The sequence below is a fragment of the Roseateles sp. P5_E4 genome, from assembly GCF_054049255.1.
This window is the reverse complement of sequence record NZ_JBFUMS010000004.1, coordinates 290,701-304,915: the sequence shown is the minus strand read 5'-3', so window position 1 is coordinate 304,915 and position 14,215 is coordinate 290,701. Positions and strand designations below refer to the sequence as shown.

Below are 14,215 nucleotides of genomic sequence, written 5' to 3'. Positions count from 1 at the left end.
GCGGGTCGGTCGTTGTGTCGTCATGTAAACGTTTACATGCATTCTTTCCGTGATTACTTGACGAGTCAACAGCGTGTTTACCCCGGACCGTCGTGACCGCACCTCAGACTCTGCCGCGCGCCCGCCACCAGAAGCCGAGCCAGGGATGGAACAAGCACAGATCAACGCCACGCTGGCCCAAGCCAGGGCCCATGCCGATGCAGGCAATGCCGAGGCCGCGCTGGACGCAGCGCGCCGCGCCCACCACGCCGCGCTTGAACGGGGAAGCGTGGCCGCCCAGGCGGAAGCCACGCACTGCATTGCCAGCGTCGAGCTGCGCCTGCTAGGTCATTTCGCTGCGGCGCTGGAGTCCGCGCGCCAGGCGGCATTCCAGTTTCAGCAGGCCGAGATGCCCGAGGGCGAATGCCGCGCGCTGGCCACCCAGGCCATGGCCGCCGCACGCCTGGGCTACTACGAAACCTCGGTCGATTGCGCCCTGCTGGCGGTCAAGCTGTGTGCCGGCACGTCGGGCGACGGAGCCAGCGTCGAGCAGGTCGTGGCCCACCACGCACTGGGTGTCGCCATGTTCATCGGCCGCTCCTACGCCGAGGCCAGCGAGGCTTCACAGCGCGCCATCGAGTTGGCCTACCAGTGCGATCCCCCGGTTGACACCTATGTGCTGCATGCCGACCTGGGGTCCACCGAGGTCATGCGCACGCTCAGCGCACGCAGCGCCACCACGGCAGGCACGACCAGCCTGGAACTGCTGCGCGAACACCTGCGCCGTTGCGACGAACTGCTGCACGATGCAGCGCCATTGGCCAGCATCGGCATTGGCAGCCGCAGCAGCAGCGCCCTCACCCATGCCTTCAACAAGGCCATGCTGCTGATCTGGCAGGCCGACCTTGTGGGTGCCGCGGCGCAGGTGCGCCGGCTGCGCGAGGCGGTGGAATCTTCCCGCCGGCCCTGGCTGCAAGCCCTCGTGCTTTGGGCCGGGTCCGAACTGGCCTTGGCCGAAGATGACCTGCCGTTGGCCCGCAATCACGCCGAGCAGATGATTCGCATCGCCCTGGCGCAGAACCATGAAGGGCTGGTCAGCATTGGCCTGGGCCAGTTGGCTTATCTGGCGTCCACCGCGGGCGACCACGCCGCAGCCGCGCAGGCCCTGCGCGAGCTGGCCGAGCGCGAGCAGTTGGCCCGGTCTGCCAGCCTGCGCGGCCGCGTCGCCGACGTGGAGCGGCAACTGGAACTGCGCAGCCGGACCCGGCAGTTGCACGCCTCCGAGGCCGGGCGCGCGCACTTCCAGCAACTGGCGCTCGAGGATGGCCTGACCGGCCTGCCGAACCGGCGCCATTTCGAACTCCAGCTGCAAGGCCTGCTGGAGGAGGTGCGCACCCAGGGCAGCACGGCCTGCCTCGTCATGATCGACGTCGACAAGTTCAAGCAGATCAACGACGGCCATTCGCACAACGCGGGCGACGCGGTGCTGCGGGCCATCGCGGCGCAGATCCGAAGATGCGTGCGCGACAAGGACTTTCCCGCGCGGCTGGCCGGCGACGAGTTCGTCATCATCCTGCGCGATACCGGCGCGCAGGCAGCCCAAGCGCTGACCGAGCGGATCGCCGACGCGGTGTCCCGCCATGCATGGGGCGGCATCGCTGCCGGCCTGTCGGTCTCGGTGAGCCTGGGGCTCGCCGAAGTCCTGCCGACCGACACCTTGCGCACCGTGCTCAGCCGCAGTGACCAGGGCATGTACGCGAACAAGCGCGAAAAGGCCCGCCCCCACTGACGGCCAAGCGGCGTGCACGCCCGCACACAAGGCTGAGCGCCGCCCCGGCCGACGTTCGAAACAACGCTTGCTTGCTGGCTTGCGGGCCGAGCGCCGGGCCGCTCCCAAGCAGGCCCGCCTTTGGCGATGTGCTTGCTGGTCAATCCGGCAAGCATCGCCGTCCCCCAGGGGGACCGGCTGGACTCGCCTGCGTTCAGCATGGCGAGACCAGACGAGGGGCTCCATTTCAGTCGGCGTAGACCCCTGCCGCCTTGATGACCGGGGTGAGTTTGTTGATCTCGGCCTCGACAAACTTCTTGTGCTCTGCCGGCGCAAGGCGCGCGTCACTGATGATGACCGCACCCAGGGCCTCCTGGCGCTTGTGGAAGTCGGCGTCCTTCAGGGCTGCGCGCAGCGCCGTGTTGACCTTGTCGATGACGGCCTTGGGCGTGCCCTTGGGTGCATACATGCCGTGCCAGACGGCCAGGTTGAAGCCCTTCAGCCCTGATTCGTCGGCCGTCGGCAGCTTGGCCAGCGGGCCGCTGGGCAGGCGCTTGGCCGACATCACCGCATAGGCCTTGACCTTGCCGGCCTCGATCTGTCCGGTGGTGTTGGTGGTCTGGTCGCACATGATGTCGACCTGGCCGCCGAGCAGGTCGTTCATGGCCGGCGCGGTGCCCTTGTAGGGCACGGTCGTCATGTCGATCTTGATGGCCGACTGATACAGCAGGCCGCACAGATGGGAGGCCGAGCCGACCCCGGCGTGGGCGAGGTTGATGTTGCCCTTGTTGGACTCCAGCCACTTGGCCAGTTCGGCATAGTTGGCCGCCGGCAGATTGGGGCGGCCGATCAGCGTCATCGGCACCTCGTTGACCATGCCCAGGTATTCGAAGTCTTCCAGCGTCTTGTAGGGCAGCGTGCGGTACAGGGCCGTCGCGCTGGCGATGCCGATGTGGTGCAGCAGCAGCGTGTAGCCGTCCGGCGCGGCCTTGGCCACCTTGTTGGCGCCCAGCGTGCCGCCGACACCGCCGACGTTCTCGACAATGACGGTGGCGCCCAGGGGCTTGCGCAACGCCTCGGCGAGGTCGCGAGCGACCTTGTCGGTCGGCCCGCCGGCTGCAAACGGCACGATCACGGTGACCGGCTTGTCGGGATAGTCGGCGGCAGCGGTGCCGGCGGCCAGCAGGGCCGCCAGGGCAATCAGGGTCGTGCGCATGGGCTTGTCTCCAGGATGTGTGCGCACGATCTTAGGCAGAGTACCGCCCCCGACGTCTCCGGGATGGCCCCAAGCCAGCGCCATCAGGGGTAGCTCAGCGCCAGCGCATAGCCCTGGGTGCCGCTGCTGCCTGAGTAGGCCCCCACGCGGATGTAGACCGCCAGCGCCGAGCTGCCGGTGTTCTTGTAGCTCAGGGACTCGGTGCAGGTGGCGCTCTCCGACGAGGTCAGCGTCGTGCCGCTGGCGTTGTGCAAGTAGATGTCGTAGTCATAGGCCGCCGGGCAGCTCATGTCGACACGCAGCGTCTTGCCTGCGGCCAGCGTAACCTTGAAGTAGTCCTTGTCGCTCGTGGTGGCCATGGTGCCGCTGATCGTCGTCTGGTTGGTGACGACGTTGGCGGTGGCGATGGTGCCGTTGGACTCGGTCTCGTTCAGCGTCGCGCTGGCGTTGTTGATGCTGAAGTTGACGGCCGACGAGGCGCCCGAGTTGCCGGCGGCGTCGTAGGCGCGGGCAACCAGGCTGTGGCTGCCGTTGGCCAGCGTCGTCGAGTCCAGCGACAGCGAATAGGGCGCGCTGCTGTCGCTGCCCTTCACCGTGCCATCAACGACGAAGTCCACGCGCGCCACGCCGATGTTGTCGCTCGCCGTGGCCGACAGCGTGACGGTGCCGGACGTGCCGCTCTCGCTGGCCGTCGCGGTCGGCGGCGTGGTGTCCACCGGCCCGTTGGACTGCGTGACCCAGACGGGCGCTGTCCACAGCATCTTGCCGTCGTTCTGCGTGATCTTGGCGTAGTAGAAGTGCTCGCCGATGGCCGGCGTCGTGCTGACCGTACCGCTGCTGGCCAGCAGCGTGACGGTGCCATTGCGCTTGGGCACGCCCTCGTAGATCTGCACGCTGGTGGCCGTCTTGCCGCTGTTGCTGGCATAGCCGACGCTCAAGGAGAGCGTGCCGCTGTTGGCAAAGCGCTCACCCATGACGTGGCCATTGGCGGTCAGCGCGATCTGCGCCGTCTTGTCCATCGTCGCGAAGACGCGGCGGGCCTTGATGGCATCGATGAAACTGGCCTTGCTGAGCGCCGTGCCATTCGGGATCAGCACGCCGGTGCGGTTGGTGTACGACTTGCCCCAGTTGGCGCAGTGGTTGTCCTGGTTGCTGGCGGGCGCCACGTGAAAGCCCCGTTCCAGCATCTTGTTGAAGGCGTCTTCAAAGTTGCTGAGGCCCGTCTCGGTCTCGGTCGTGTTGGACGAGAACGCCGAGCTGTTCAGGATCTCGCTCAGCACCATGACCTCGTCGCCATCGGCGCTGTAGCCCAGCGCCGTGCCACCGACAAGGAACTGGCCGGTCGTGTCGGGATGGTTGAACTGGCCGACAAGGCCGAGCTGGCGCATCGTCGCGTACAAGGCCGCGTAGTCGCTCTTGGCCGTGAAGCGGTCGCCGAAGAGCTGGTTGCTGCTGTTGTATTCCCAGGCGAACAACTCGGTGCTGTTGAAGATGTTCATGTGGCCGCCATTGCTGATGACGCCCCACTCCATGCCGTAGATCGCGAGGTAGTTCGATGTCGTCGCGGCGGTGGCGGCGGACAGGCCGGCCTGGTAGCGGCTCTTGGCGGTGGCAGCGCTGCCGCTGGCGTTGGTGCTCGAGGAGCCGTCGAAGTAGTGGTTGTGCTCGGACGACATCAGGATGTCCAGGCCCGCCGTCTTGCCATAGGCGAAGGCGTCTGCCGGGCCGAAGGCGCCGGTCTGCGCGGGCTGCGAAGACGAGCAGCTGCCCAGCGCCCCGCCGCCGTCGGAGTCATTCGTCTGGCTGTGCAGATTGGCGTAGTAGACCGTGTAGGGCAGGCTGTTGATGGCCGGTGCCGATTGCGCCTTGACGAGGCCGCGGCCGGCGGCCGTGGGCATGGCCGCATAGGGCGGCAGGTCGACGCTGGCCGGCTGGCCGAGGGCAACCGGCCATTGCTGCTCGGCATGGTCCAGCGGCGCGGCAGCGGCCAGCAGGCGCTCGGCGCGGCCGGTGGTCGCACCCTGGCTCAGCGCGGTGGCGGCGTCGAGGCTGGCGGCCTCAAGCTTGAGCTGGTAGAGGCCATCGGCCAGTGCCGTGCCGCCGGTGCCGCGACCGACCCAGCGCACGCTGGCCATCACCGGCGCGCCGGCATAGCGCGATTCGCCGCTCCAGCGCTGCAGCACGCGGCCCTGCTCGTCGACCAGGCTGAGCGCCCACGCAAAGACCTGGCCGTCGGCAATGCCGGGGTGGTCCATCTGCACGCTGAAGACGCGCTCGCCGCTGGCGGCGGTGACCGCGAAGGGCGCGGACAGCGTGGCCGAGAACTCGTGGTGGTCGGGGTCCTTGGCGCGCGGACGCGCGGCGGCGGCTTTGGCCAGCTCGCTTTCGGCCTGGGAAGCTTGGGAAGAGACTTGGGGGTCGTTGCTGCCACCACCGCAGGCTGCGAGCAGCAGCACGAGCAGGGTGGGCAGAAGATGGCGGGCAAGGGTCATGTCGCGTCCTCGGCTGGTGCCAGCGGTGGCCGGCAAAGCGGCGGACTGTGGTGGCCCCGCCAAGCTGAGTCCATGCGGGCCTTCCTGTCACCGATTCAGGCTCAGGTCAGGCCCGAGACCGTCAAACGCGCGTCACACGGGGCGGCGATCCTCGATGACCAGGCCATCGTTGGGCAGGCTGCCCGGGGCCAGCAGCTCGACCTCACCGCGCAGCTTGGTGATGTCGCGCAGCGCCATCTGCAACTGCTCGACAAGGCCCTCGGCCGGCGCGGCCTCGAGTTGCAGGCACATGCGGTCGTTGGCCAGCTCCCCGTCGACAACGAGGCGGGCCCGGCCGCGCTGGCCACAGCGCGCCAGCACCTCGGCCACCTGGCCGGCATGCACGAACATGCCACGCACCTTGGCCGACTGGTCGGCCCGGCCCAGCCAGCCGCGCAGGCGCTGGTTGGTGCGGCCACAAGGACTGGCACCGGCCAGCACGGCAGAGAGGTCGCCGGTCGCGAAGCGGATCAGCGGGTAGCCGGCGCTCAGCGTCGTCACGATGACTTCGCCGACCTCGCCGTCCGGCACAGGCTCAGCAGAGCCGGGGCGCACGATCTCGACGATGACGCCCTCGTCCACGACCAGGCCTTCACGCGCCGTGGTCTGGTAGGCGATGAGGCCGAGGTCGGCCGTCGCATAGCACTGGTAGGCGTCGACGCCGCGTGCGGCAAACCATGCAACGAGCGCCGGCGGGCAGGCCTCACCGCTGACCAGAGCACACTGCAGATAAGGCAGCACGTGCCCGCCCTCGGCCGCCTTCTCGAGCAGGATGCGCAGCAGGCTGGGCGTGCCGGCATAAGCCTCGGGCTGCAGGTCCAGGAGGGCCTGCAATTGCAGCTCGGTGTTGCCAACGCCGCCCGGAAAGCTGGCCGCGCCCAGGGCCCGCAGGCCGGCTTCCATCATGGCGCCTGCTGGTGTCAGGTGGTAGCTGAAGCCCACATGGGCGAGCTGCCCCGCGCGGATGCCGGCTGCATGCAGGGCGCGGGCAGCGCGCCAGGGGTCGGCGCCGTCGGCATCGGGCTCGGGTTCGTAGAGCGGCCCGGGCGACTGGAAGATGCGCCGCGGCATGCCGGCCGCAAACCCGCCGAGGCGCAGCGCGCGGCGCGCGGCCTGGGCGGCGGCGAGGCTGTTCTTGCGTGTCAGCGGCAGCGTGGCCAGCGCAGCGCGCGAGGTGATGCTCGTGGCATCGATGCCAGCCAGCAAATCGGTGTAGGCCGGACTGCTGGATTGGGCATGCGCGATCTGCTCCGGCAGCGCAGCCATCAGCGCGGCCTCACGCGCGGCCGGGTCGCGCGTCTCCAGCGCGTCGAAGAACTCCGAGCTCATTGGTGCACCCTTCGGCCTACGGCCTGTCCCGCCAAGCGGGAGCGAGCTTGCTTGGGGCGGCCCGGCGCGGCGCTCACTCCTCGTCCTTCCAACGCGTGAGCCGGCGCTTGATCTCGTCCTGCAACTTGCGCAGCTCGGTCGCCGACTTCAACGTGAAGGTGTCCCACTCGGGCGTGCGCGCCGGGCGCTTGGTGAGCTGGACCTTGACGGTCGCACCCTCCACCGTCAGCTTGAGCACGACGTCGGCGCCCAGCATCCAGCCCTCGCCGCGTTCGGCCAGCACGCGCTGGTCGCGCGCGAAGCGCTTCATCGTCAGCAGCGCCGAGTCCGCATCAAAAGGTGGCGGCGCCATCTCCCAGTTGTCGTCACTCATGCCAGCCACCTCTTCCTTCGCTTGTAGCTCTTCACGTCCTTGAAACTGCGTCGCCCTTCCCCGCCCACGCCGAGATAGAACTCCTTGACGTCCTCGTTCTCGCGCAATGCGCTGGCAGCGCCGTCCATGACGACGCGGCCGTTCTCCAGGATGTAGCCGTAGTCGGCATAACGCAGCGCCATGCTGGTGTTCTGCTCGGCCAGCAGGAAGGTCGTCCTCTCCTTGGTGTTGAGGTCGCGCACGATCTCGAACACCTCCTCGACGATCTGCGGCGCCAGGCCCATGGACGGCTCGTCCAGCAACACCATCTTGGGGTTGGCCATCAGCGCGCGGCCGATGGCGCACATCTGCTGCTCGCCGCCCGACGTGTAGGCCGCCTGGCTGGTGCGGCGCGTCTTCAGGCGCGGGAAGTAGGTGTAGACCTTGTCCAGCGTCGCCGCCACGGCCCCACGCCCGTCCTTGCGCGTGTAGGCGCCGGTCATCAGGTTCTCCTCGATGGTCAGGTGGGCGAAGCAGTGCCGGCCCTCCATGACCTGCACCACCCCGCGCTCCACCATGGCCGAGGTGGACAGCTTCTCGATGCGCTCGCCGCGCAGCTCGATGCTGCCCTTAGTGACCTCGCCGCGCTCGCCTTCCAGCAGGTTGGACACCGCGCGCAGCGTGGTGGTCTTGCCGGCGCCATTGCCCCCCAGCAAGGCCACCACCTGGCCCTCGGCTACCTGCAGGGACACGCCCTTGAGCACGAGGATGACGTGGTTGTAGATGACTTCGATGCCGTTGACGTTCAGGAGGGGGGCTGTCATCGCAACTCTTTCCTCAGCATGGATGCTCTCGCGGGTGGCGCCCCTCCCCGTGGGGGAGGGGACAGGGGTGGGGCCTCAGCACCCCGCCCTCACGGAGGGCGGGGAAGGGGTGGGAGCGGGGCATTGCCAGCTCGAAGAGCTGAGCCGCCGCGCGGCTCAGCTCTGGCACTCAGCAGGCGTCCGCCGAGTAAGCTTCTTCTCTCCCGCGTACTTGTCCGCCGCCGCCTTCACCATCGGCTTGATGATCTGTGCGTCCGCCTCGTACCAATCGCTGCTGAAGCTCCACTTCGCGCCGTCCCAGGTGTGGATGCGCGCCCAGGTCGAACCCTGGTGGTCATAGCAGCTGGTGCTGATCGGGCGGATCACGCCGTTCAGGCCCAGCGAGGCCAGCTTCTTGTCGTCCAGCGCCAGGTTCTCCAGGCCCCAGCGCACTTGCTCGCCGGTCATGACCTTGCCCTTGCCGAAACGCTCCTGCGCACGCCGCACGGCCTCCACGCCGAGCGCCTGGATGACCAGGCCGCGCGTGTAGAGCACCGAGCCGACCTCGTCCTTCGGGCCCGTGCCCTGTCCCTTCTCATGCACGAGCTTGAGGATGTCCTGGATGACCTTCGGGGTCTGGCCGGAGGTGTTCAGGTTCAACGCGTTGTAGCCCTTGGCGCCCTCGCCCACGTCCTTCACATCGGGCTCGGCGCCCGACCACCAGACGCCATACATCTTGTCGCGCGGGTAGCCGGTGGCCTGGGCCTCTTTCAGCGCGGTGGAGTTCATGACGCCCCAGCCCCACAGCAGCGTGTAGTCGGGCTTTTGCTGGCGCACCTGCAGCCAGGCGCTCTTCTGCTCCACGCCGGGCGCGGTGACCGGGATCTTCACCAGCTCGAAACCATGCATCTTGCTGCGCTCTTCCAGCAGCGGGATGGGCTCCTTGCCGAAAGGGCTGTCGTGATAGACCAGGGCGATCTTCTTGCCCTTGAGCTTGTCCAGGCCGCCTTCCTTCTTGGCGATGTGCTGGATGAGGATGTCGGCCGCCGTCCAGTAGCTGCCCATCAGCGGGAAGTTCCACGCGAATACGCCGCCATCGGCCGAAGCGGACAGGCCGTAGCCCAGCGTGATCAGCGGGATCTTGTCGTTGGGCACCTTGTCGGTCAGCGCAAAGGTGATGCCGGTGGCCTGCGGGTCGAACAGCGTCGCGCCCTTGCCCTTCAAGCGCTCATAGCACTCCACGCCCTTGTCGGTGGCATAGCCGGTCTCGCACTCCTCGAACGTGAGCTTCACGCCGTTGACGCCGCCATCGCGGGCGTTGATGAGCTTGATGTAGTCCTGCTTGCCATTGGCCCAGGGCGTGCCATTGGGTGAGTAAGGGCCCGTGCGATACACCAGCAACGGGAAGAACTGCTCCTTGGCTTGCGCCATAGCCGCGGGGGCCGCGAAGAGTTGCAGGGCGGCCAGGGCCGCGCAGGTGATGAGAGTCTTCATGGGGCTGTCTCCTTGTCGTTGTGGGTATCAATGCGGGAAGGGCCAGAGTCTGAGCTTTTCCTTGGCGGTCGCCCAGAGTCGCGCGAGGCCGTGTGGTTCCTTGATCAGGAAGAACACGATGAGGGCGCCGAAGATCATCAGCGCGAGGTGCGAGGCGGTGGCGGTGTCGATCGGCAGGCCGGTCCAGTAGGGCAGCTTGTCCAGGATCAGCGGCAGCACGACGATGAAGGCCGCGCCGAAGAAGGCGCCCGAGATCGAACCCAGGCCGCCGATGATGACCATGAAGAGCAGGTCGAAGCTGCGGTTGATGCCGAAGGCGGCCGGCTCCCACGAACCCAGGTGCACGAAGCCCCACAGCGCACCGGCCACGCCGATGATGAAGCTGCTGACGGCAAAGGCGCTGAGCTTGGCCTGCATGGGGCGGATGCCGATGACGGCGGCCGCCACATCCATGTCGCGCATGGCCATCCACGACCGGCCGATGTGGCCGCGCACGAGGTTCTTGGTTGCCAGCGAGAAGACGACGACGAAGGCCAGGCACAGCAAGTAGCGCGATGCCGGCGACTCGACGCTGAAGCCGAAGAGGCTCAGCCCCGCCACACTGACCGACCCTGAGGAAGAACCGTTGGTGACCCAGGGCAGGCGCAGGCAGGCCCAGTCGACAAAGAACTGCGCCGCCAAGGTCGCTACTGCGAGGTAGAGCCCCTTGATACGCAGCGACGGCAAGCCAAAGGCCACGCCCAGCACCGTGGCACCCAGCCCGCCGACCAGCAGCGACACGATCAGCGGCATGCCCTCGAAACGCGCCTGGCAGTTGTAGGCCACATAGGCGCCCACGGCCATGAAGGCGCCCGAGCCCAGCGAGATCTGGCCGCAGTAGCCGACCAGCACGTTAAGGCCGAGCGCGGCGAGGGACAGGATCAGGAAGGGGATGAAGATGGCGCGCAGCAGGTATTCGCTGGAGACCATAGGGATGACGACGAAGGCAGCGATGAGCATCAGCGCCATCGCGATGCGATCCTGCCGGATGGGCAGGATCTGGCTGTCCGCCGAGTAAGAGGTTTTGAACTGGCCGTTCTCGCGGTAAAGCATCGTCAGACCCGATCAATGATCTTCTCGCCGAACAGCCCCTGGGGCCGAACCAGCAAGACAACGAGCACCAGCACATAGCCAAACCAGTACTCGATGCCGCCCCCAAGCATGGGCCCGAGATAGGCCTCCGACAGCTTCTCCCCCACCCCGATCAGCAGCCCGCCCACGATGGCACCCGGCACGCTGGTCAGTCCGCCCAGGATTACGACCGGCAGCGCCTTCAGCGCCACCAGCGACAGCGAGAACTGCACCCCCAGCTTGCTGCCCCAGATCATCCCGGCCACCAGCGCGACAAAGCCCGCCACGCTCCAGACGATGACCCAGATGCGCGACAGCGGGATGCCGATGCTCTGCGCGGCCTGGTGGTCGTCGGCCACGGCGCGCAGCGCGCGGCCGGTGGCGGTCTTCTGGAAGAACAGCGACAGCCCCGCGACCAATGCTGCCGCGATCAGCGCGGCATAGAGGTCTTCCTTGCTGACGAGGATGCCGCCGGGGAAGACGTCCTCGAACAGGAACATCGGGTCCTTGGGCAGGCCGATGTCGATCTTGTAGATGTCGTTGCCGAACAGCGTCTGGCCCAGGCCTTCAAGCAGGTAGGCGATGCCGAGCGTGGCCATCAACAGCGTCACGCCTTCCTGGTTGACGAGCTTGGACAGCGCCAGCCTCTCCACCAGCCAGGCGACAACGACCATCACCGCAAGCGCGCCCACGAAGGCCAGCAGGTTGACGACGACCTTGCCGTCCAGGCCTGTGTATTTCTGAATCCACTCGGCAAAGCGCGCCATCGCCAGCGCTGCAAACAACACCATCGCGCCCTGGGCGAAGTTGAAGACGCCACTGGCCTTGAAGATCAGCACGAAGCCGAGGGCGATCAGCGAATACAGCATGCCGGCCATCAGGCCGCCGATCAGGGTTTCGAGGAATGGGCCCATCAGTGGCTTGCTCCGAGGTAGGCCTTGATGACGTCTTCGTTCTTGCGCACGTCATCCGGCGCGCCATCGCCGATCTTCTTGCCGTAGTCCAGCACGACGACGCGGTCCGAGATGTCCATCACCACGCCCATGTCGTGCTCGATCAGCACGATGGTGGTGCCGAACTCGTTGTTCACGTCCAGGATGAAGCGGCACATGTCCTGCTTCTCCTCCACGTTCATGCCGGCCATGGGCTCGTCCAGCAAGAGCAGGCTGGGCTCCATCGCCAGCGCGCGGCCGAGGTCGACGCGTTTCTGCAGGCCGTAGGGCAGGCGACCAACCGGCGTCTTGCGGTAGGCCTGGATCTCGAGGAAGTCGATGATGCGCTCCACCGCCTCGCGCTGTTCGCTTTCCTCGCGCCGCGCGGGGCCGAGGTGCAGGGCCTGCCAGAACAGGCCGCGCTTCATGCGCAGGTTGCGGCCGGTCATGATGTTGTCCAGCACGCTCATGCCCTTGAAGAGCGCGAGGTTCTGAAAGGTGCGCGCCACGCCCATCTCGGCCACCTGGCGCGGGCTCATGCCCTTGAAGGTACGGCCGCGCAGCGTGATGCTGCCCTGCTGTGGCTGATACACGCCGTTGATGCAGTTCAGCATCGAGCTCTTGCCCGCGCCATTGGGGCCGATGATGGCGCGCACCTCGTGCTCGCGCACATCGAAGCTGATATCGGTCAGCGCCTTCACGCCACCAAAGGCCAGCGAGATGTTCTTCACCTCCAGCACGATCTCGCCGATCTTCTTCATGCGGCGCTCCGAACCGGCGGGAAGGTGCGTGCCTCGACGATACGCAGGTCGGCCGCCACCATCGACGTGCGGCCATCCTCGAACTTCACCTGCGTCTCGATGTACTGCGACACCTTGCCGTCGTAGAGCGCGTCGATGAGCACGCCGTACTTCTCGGCGATGGCACCGCGGCGGACCTTGCGTGTGCGCGTCAGCTCGCCATCGTCGGCATCCAGCTCCTTGTGCAACACGAGGAAGCGGCTGATCTGGCTGCCGGCCAGCAGCTCGTCCTGCGCCAGGTCGGCATTGACCTTCTCCACGCAATCCAGGATCAACTCGTAGACCTCCTGCCGCTGGGCCAGGTCCGTGTAGCCGGCGTAAGGCAGATTGCGCCGCTCGGCCCAGTTGCCGACGGCCTCGAAGTCGATGTTGATGAAGGCGCAGACCTTGTCGCGCTTGTCGCCGAAGCAGACCGCCTCCTTGATGTGCGGGAAGAACTTCAGCTTGTTCTCGACGTATTTGGGCGCAAACATCGCGCCGTCGAAGGTGCCGCCCATCAGACGGCCGACATCCTTGGCGCGGTCGATGATCTTCAGGTGGCCGCCAGGCGTCAGGAAGCCGGCGTCGCCGGTGTGGAACCAGCCGTCTGGCGTCAGCGCTTCGGCCGTCGCGGCGTCGTTCTTGTAGTAGCCCTTGAGCAGGCCGGGCGAGCGCACCAGCAGCTCGCCGCTGTCGGTCAGCTTGATCTCCACGCCGTCGATGGGCACGCCCACCGTGTCGGCTCGGGCCTCGTGGTCGGGCTGCAGGCAGACGAAAACGGCCGTCTCCGTCGAGCCATAGAGCTGCTTCAGATTGATGCCGATGGCCCGGTAGAAGCTGAACAGGTCGGGCCCGATGGCCTCGCCTGCCGTGTAGGCCACCCGCACGCGCGAGAAGCCCAACGTGTTGCGCAGCGGGCCATAGATCAGCGCATCACCCACGGCGTAGGCCATCCGGTCCAGCAGGCCCACCGGCTGCTTGTCCATCAGGCGCGGGCCAACACGCCGGGCCAGGCTCATGCAGCGCTCGAACAGCCAGCGCTTGATCGCCGACGCATCCTCCATGCGGATCATCACCGTCGTCAGCAGGCCTTCGAAGACCCGCGGCGGCGCGAAGTAGTAGGTCGGGCCGACCTCCTTCAGATCGATGCTGACGGTGGAGGCCGACTCCGGGCAGTTGACGACATAGCCCACGGCCAGCCACTGCGCATAGCTGAAGATGTTCTGGCCCACCCAGGCCGGCGGCAGATAGGCCAGCACCTCTTCATGGTCGGTCAGCTTGTCGAAGCGCTGGCCGGCCTGGGCACGGTCGATCAGCGTCGCATGGGTGTGCATGACGCCCTTGGGGTTGCCCGTCGTGCCGGAGGTGAAGAACAGCGCCGCGACGTCACCGGGCAGGCAGGCCGCCACCTCGGCGGCGAAGAACTCGGGTCGCTCGGCCGCATAGGCGCGGCCCCGCGTAGCCAGCTCGTCCAGCGAAGCGAGACCCGGCTCGTCGTAGTTGCGCAGGCCGCGTGGGTCGTCGAACCAGATGCGCTTCAACTGGGGGCATTGCTCGCGCAGCTCCAGCAGCTTGTCGACCTGCTCCTGGTCCTCGACGATGGCAAACGCGATCTCCGCGTTGTTCAGCGGGAAGACGAATTCGGCGGCGACGGCGTCTTGATAAAGCGGCACTGGGATGGCGCCCAGGCATTGCGCGGCCAGCATGCTGGCGTACAGGCGCGGCCGGTTTTCGCCGACGACCACGAGATGCTCACCACGACGCAGGCCGGCGGCCGACAGCCCCAGAGCCAGCTCCTGCACCAATGCCGCCAGCCGCGCCCACGACAGCGTCTGCCACACGCCGTAAGCCTTCTCGCGCAACGCGGGCGCGTCTGGCCGCTGGGCGGCGTGGTCGAGCAAGAGCCGGGGGAAGGTCGTCAA

The 14,215-nt window shown here is 67.2% G+C and carries 11 protein-coding genes; 1 reads left to right on the top strand and 10 read right to left on the bottom strand.

Annotation, left to right across the window (positions count from 1 at the left end):
- The first annotated feature begins 145 nt into the window (after positions 1 to 145).
- Positions 146 to 1,768 (top strand): diguanylate cyclase domain-containing protein, encoded by a 1,623-nt coding sequence (locus ACXJLH_RS10585; protein ID WP_457443942.1) that lies wholly within the window; start codon positions 146 to 148, stop codon positions 1,766 to 1,768.
- A gap of 226 nt (positions 1,769 to 1,994) precedes the next feature.
- On the opposite strand, the gene ACXJLH_RS10580 is transcribed toward ACXJLH_RS10585, so the two are convergent.
- The 10 genes from ACXJLH_RS10580 to ACXJLH_RS10535 form a co-directional block, all read right to left on the bottom strand.
- Entirely contained in the window at positions 1,995 to 2,963 is a 969-nt protein-coding gene (locus tag ACXJLH_RS10580) for a tripartite tricarboxylate transporter substrate-binding protein (protein ID WP_056192940.1), read from the bottom strand.
- A gap of 83 nt (positions 2,964 to 3,046) precedes the next feature.
- A complete protein-coding gene (locus ACXJLH_RS10575; protein ID WP_457443940.1) occupies positions 3,047 to 5,455 on the bottom strand; it encodes a CehA/McbA family metallohydrolase in 2,409 nt (802 codons plus the stop codon).
- A gap of 132 nt (positions 5,456 to 5,587) precedes the next feature.
- Complete coding sequence (locus tag ACXJLH_RS10570; RefSeq protein WP_457443938.1) at positions 5,588 to 6,823, bottom strand: phenylacetate--CoA ligase family protein; 1,236 nt, start codon at positions 6,821 to 6,823, stop codon at positions 5,588 to 5,590.
- Positions 6,824 to 6,896: 73 nt separating this feature from the next.
- Entirely contained in the window at positions 6,897 to 7,196 is a 300-nt protein-coding gene (locus ACXJLH_RS10565) for a hypothetical protein (RefSeq protein ID WP_457443936.1), read from the bottom strand.
- Positions 7,193 to 7,999: an ABC transporter ATP-binding protein gene (locus ACXJLH_RS10560; RefSeq protein WP_056192949.1), complete on the bottom strand. Its 807-nt coding sequence runs from the start codon at positions 7,997 to 7,999 to the stop codon at positions 7,193 to 7,195. Before ACXJLH_RS10560 ends, ACXJLH_RS10565 begins: the two co-directional genes overlap by 4 nt.
- 156 nt (positions 8,000 to 8,155) lie before the next feature.
- Positions 8,156 to 9,472, bottom strand: a complete 1,317-nt coding sequence (locus ACXJLH_RS10555) for an ABC transporter substrate-binding protein (protein ID WP_056192952.1) — start codon at positions 9,470 to 9,472, stop codon at positions 8,156 to 8,158.
- A gap of 27 nt (positions 9,473 to 9,499) precedes the next feature.
- Positions 9,500 to 10,564: a branched-chain amino acid ABC transporter permease gene (locus ACXJLH_RS10550; protein ID WP_457324320.1), complete on the bottom strand. Its 1,065-nt coding sequence runs from the start codon at positions 10,562 to 10,564 to the stop codon at positions 9,500 to 9,502.
- Positions 10,565 to 10,566: 2 nt separating this feature from the next.
- Positions 10,567 to 11,496, bottom strand: a complete 930-nt coding sequence (locus ACXJLH_RS10545) for a branched-chain amino acid ABC transporter permease (protein ID WP_457324321.1) — start codon at positions 11,494 to 11,496, stop codon at positions 10,567 to 10,569.
- Complete coding sequence (locus tag ACXJLH_RS10540; protein ID WP_457443934.1) at positions 11,496 to 12,275, bottom strand: ABC transporter ATP-binding protein; 780 nt, start codon at positions 12,273 to 12,275, stop codon at positions 11,496 to 11,498. The genes ACXJLH_RS10545 and ACXJLH_RS10540 overlap by 1 nt, the downstream gene beginning before the upstream one ends.
- Positions 12,272 to 14,215 carry an AMP-dependent synthetase/ligase gene (locus tag ACXJLH_RS10535; protein ID WP_457443932.1) on the bottom strand — a complete coding sequence of 648 codons (1,944 nt, stop codon included), beginning with the start codon at positions 14,213 to 14,215 and terminating at the stop codon, positions 12,272 to 12,274. The genes ACXJLH_RS10540 and ACXJLH_RS10535 overlap by 4 nt, the downstream gene beginning before the upstream one ends.

Coding starts and splice junctions, on each gene's coding strand:
- ACXJLH_RS10560 (WP_056192949.1), bottom strand. CDS start 7,999: ATGACAGCCCCCCTCCTGAACGTCAACGGCATCGAAGTCATCTACAAC.
- ACXJLH_RS10545 (WP_457324321.1), bottom strand. CDS start 11,496: ATGGGCCCATTCCTCGAAACCCTGATCGGCGGCCTGATGGCCGGCATG.
- ACXJLH_RS10575 (WP_457443940.1), bottom strand. CDS start 5,455: ATGACCCTTGCCCGCCATCTTCTGCCCACCCTGCTCGTGCTGCTGCTC.
- ACXJLH_RS10585 (WP_457443942.1), top strand. CDS start 146: ATGGAACAAGCACAGATCAACGCCACGCTGGCCCAAGCCAGGGCCCAT.
- ACXJLH_RS10580 (WP_056192940.1), bottom strand. CDS start 2,963: ATGCGCACGACCCTGATTGCCCTGGCGGCCCTGCTGGCCGCCGGCACC.
- ACXJLH_RS10540 (WP_457443934.1), bottom strand. CDS start 12,275: ATGAAGAAGATCGGCGAGATCGTGCTGGAGGTGAAGAACATCTCGCTG.
- ACXJLH_RS10550 (WP_457324320.1), bottom strand. CDS start 10,564: ATGCTTTACCGCGAGAACGGCCAGTTCAAAACCTCTTACTCGGCGGAC.
- ACXJLH_RS10565 (WP_457443936.1), bottom strand. CDS start 7,196: ATGAGTGACGACAACTGGGAGATGGCGCCGCCACCTTTTGATGCGGAC.
- ACXJLH_RS10570 (WP_457443938.1), bottom strand. CDS start 6,823: ATGAGCTCGGAGTTCTTCGACGCGCTGGAGACGCGCGACCCGGCCGCG.
- ACXJLH_RS10555 (WP_056192952.1), bottom strand. CDS start 9,472: ATGAAGACTCTCATCACCTGCGCGGCCCTGGCCGCCCTGCAACTCTTC.